The organism is Arsenophonus sp. ENCA (assembly GCF_002287155.1).
In the GTDB taxonomy this organism is placed as follows: domain Bacteria; phylum Pseudomonadota; class Gammaproteobacteria; order Enterobacterales; family Enterobacteriaceae; genus Arsenophonus; species Arsenophonus nilaparvatae.
The window spans coordinates 1-2,395 of sequence record NZ_NHNG01000583.1; the positions used below are offsets into that span (position 1 = coordinate 1).

General features: G+C 43.6%; 3 protein-coding genes and 2 pseudogenes. All 5 read right to left on the reverse strand.

Annotated features, from left to right (window positions below; translation table 11 throughout):
• A pseudogene (locus CBG25_RS15220) lies at positions 1 to 208 on the reverse strand (hypothetical protein); the annotation flags it as partial.
• Positions 209 to 226: 18 nt separating this feature from the next.
• Entirely contained in the window at positions 227 to 817 is a 591-nt protein-coding gene (locus CBG25_RS15225; RefSeq protein ID WP_290607698.1) for a tail assembly protein, read from the reverse strand.
• Positions 814 to 1,527, reverse strand: coding sequence for a C40 family peptidase (locus CBG25_RS15230; RefSeq protein ID WP_290607699.1), 714 nt, complete (start codon positions 1,525 to 1,527; stop codon positions 814 to 816). The genes CBG25_RS15225 and CBG25_RS15230 overlap by 4 nt, the downstream gene beginning before the upstream one ends.
• Positions 1,524 to 1,625: pseudogene (locus CBG25_RS15235) on the reverse strand (phage minor tail protein L); the annotation flags it as partial. The pseudogene CBG25_RS15235 and the gene CBG25_RS15230, both read right to left, overlap by 4 nt.
• Positions 1,626 to 1,691: 66 nt before the next feature.
• Positions 1,692 to 2,285 (reverse strand): phage minor tail protein L, encoded by a 594-nt coding sequence (locus CBG25_RS15240; RefSeq protein ID WP_290607700.1) that lies wholly within the window; start codon positions 2,283 to 2,285, stop codon positions 1,692 to 1,694.
• Between the last annotated feature and the right edge of the window lie 110 nt (positions 2,286 to 2,395).

A 2,395-nucleotide genomic window follows, 5' to 3' on the forward strand; every position in this document is an offset into this window, starting at 1 on the left:
CATCCAAAATCTCTGTGACAATAAATGCCCTACGTTCACCAATTTGCTTGAGATAATCGCAAAGGGAAACAGAACCCTCCAAGATAGGTAGATTTTGCGCTTTGACAAACTTACGTTTGGTGTGAGAAGGCGATTCCAGTTTGCGAGTAAATACGGTCATAAAAGATCTGCGTTTAAAACGAATAAAGCAAATTTTAATCGATAACATGAGCTTTTGCGACAGCCTCTAAATCCCCGCGGATATGATTGCCCCACCTATCTCTTTTCTATCCAAAGTATACAATAACGGCACTGGATTACCCTGCGCTGTCGTATTCACCGCACCGCCAAACGCATAAGACGGTTTATTATCAGCGTCCTCACGAACGGAAGCTCCAGGCGGCTGAGGTGACAACATTTGCGCTATACCGCCTAATGCCATTGATGCCCCGCCTAACGCTAAAGCGCCACCCATAAACCCGCCTGCCCCAAAGGCTGCCCACCCAACAGGCCCCAGCATCATTGCTGCTCCTATCATTGCTACACCTAATATGGTTTGGAACAGTCCTCCGTTTTTACTTCCCTTAATTATCGGGGCAATGCGAATATCCTGTGTTGTATCAAGGTGAAAATCATCTTCGCCTATATTATGCTTTCCCTTGAAGACCGCAAACTCTACGCCTCTCAAATGGGCATCAGCCAGATAACGCTCAAAGCCTGAGTAAAGCACACATAATGCTTTAATGGCTTCTCTTGGGGAGCTAATAGCCAGTTGATGGACTCGTCCAAATTTTGCGCCCAGTTTTCCATATAGCCTAACCGTTTTTAGTTCACTCATGCCCATTCTTTCCTTCTGACAATCTTGACGGTTCGGTCACGCCAGTAATCACTATAGGGAGTGACACGGCTTAATTGCCCGTACAGATGATGCAGCAGCATGCCGTTATCCAGCAAAATACCTGCATGATTGGCGACATCAGCCTGAACCTGTATAATAACCACATCGCCCACTTTGGGTATGTCATTAATTTCAACGAAACCTTCTTTAGCGAAATTATCCATATAACGGTTTTCACCTTGTTCCCACCATGGATAAGTGACACTATAATTATTCAATGTAATACCGTGTTCTTGCCGAAAATAATCAACAATCAGTGTCCAGCAATCGGAGTAACCCAAAACAAACGCCCTTCCCGTTAATTCACGCTCCCCTCTTGGTTGAATAATACGCAAATCCCCCTCTGGCCACGACACAATTATCCACGGTAACTCACTGGCATCGCATTGCAGATTATCTATTTCACTTGGGTGTGTTGTCACGCCGTCGCCACAATGTGAGTGGACGATAGCAACAGGCAGTCCCCAGTCTTCGGCATTGGCATAATCTTCCGGTGATAATTCGAATTGTTCAGTGGGATTTGCAGCAAGATTACGGCAAGGAAAATAGCGTTTCACACGGCTCTTTTGGCAAATAACCCCGCAGGCTTCTTGCGGAAATGCCGTTTTAACGTGATTAAATATTGCTTCGGTAAGACTTTTTGTTATCATCGTATTAACCCTGCCGCAGGGAATCCGCCAAAATCCAAGGGTACATTTTCACCAAATCGCTTTTTACAATCGCTCATCAGCCCACCACAAACATCTAGAGGCTGTCGCAAAAGAGGTAGTATCATGTTTTTAATGATTTCAATATTTTGATTTTAAAGAAAAAATTAAATTATTTTTATTGTAAATACCCCTTTTGCGACAGCCTCATCTAAGGCGGGGTCATCCACCGAATTGCCTTTATCATCAAAATAGCGTTTACCATTATAGGCACACCCATTACCTGAACGATACCAACCCCGCATGCACCAGTAACAAAGATTATGAATTTGACGTACTGGCAACATAACGCCTTGTAAATCAAACGGACAAGCCAGTTCAAACTGAATAATTCCCCCCGCTTCTTCATGACTTTTTCGGTCAACATAAAATACCTGCTTAAAGCATTCATCCGGATCCGCGGTAGGATTATCATCAGGGAAATTTCTGCTATCCAGATAATGCGAAAAAGTCTCATAAATGGATACTTTTGCCTGAACCATATCATCAAATTCTAGGCAAAGTGATGATATCAGACTATCAATATTCCCCACTTTCAGTATCGGTCTGGCTTGGCTGCCCTCACTACTTTTTGATAAACCCGAAATTTCATAAGGCCATGCACCATATTCGTTACCTTGCCACCAGATAGGCTTCGGCTTTAATTTATCTTCTGCCTTTTCAATTTCCTCGGGGGGCGGCGTAACGAAGATTGTAAGCATGAAAACGCAAAACTGGACCACCAAAAGCACTACCATCTACTTCCACCAACTGGATTTTTTCACCGGGTTCTAATTTTTGTACATCTGAATGCATTGTCATGCCGAAAAAG

What these genes read in the sequence shown, in the direction of transcription:
- CBG25_RS15225 (WP_290607698.1), bottom strand. Translation starts at nt 817, where the DNA reads ATGAGTGAACTAAAAACGGTTAGGCTATATGGAAAACTGGGCGCAAAA.
- CBG25_RS15230 (WP_290607699.1), bottom strand. Translation starts at nt 1,527, where the DNA reads ATGATAACAAAAAGTCTTACCGAAGCAATATTTAATCACGTTAAAACG.
- CBG25_RS15240 (WP_290607700.1), bottom strand. Translation starts at nt 2,285, where the DNA reads ATGCTTACAATCTTCGTTACGCCGCCCCCCGAGGAAATTGAAAAGGCA.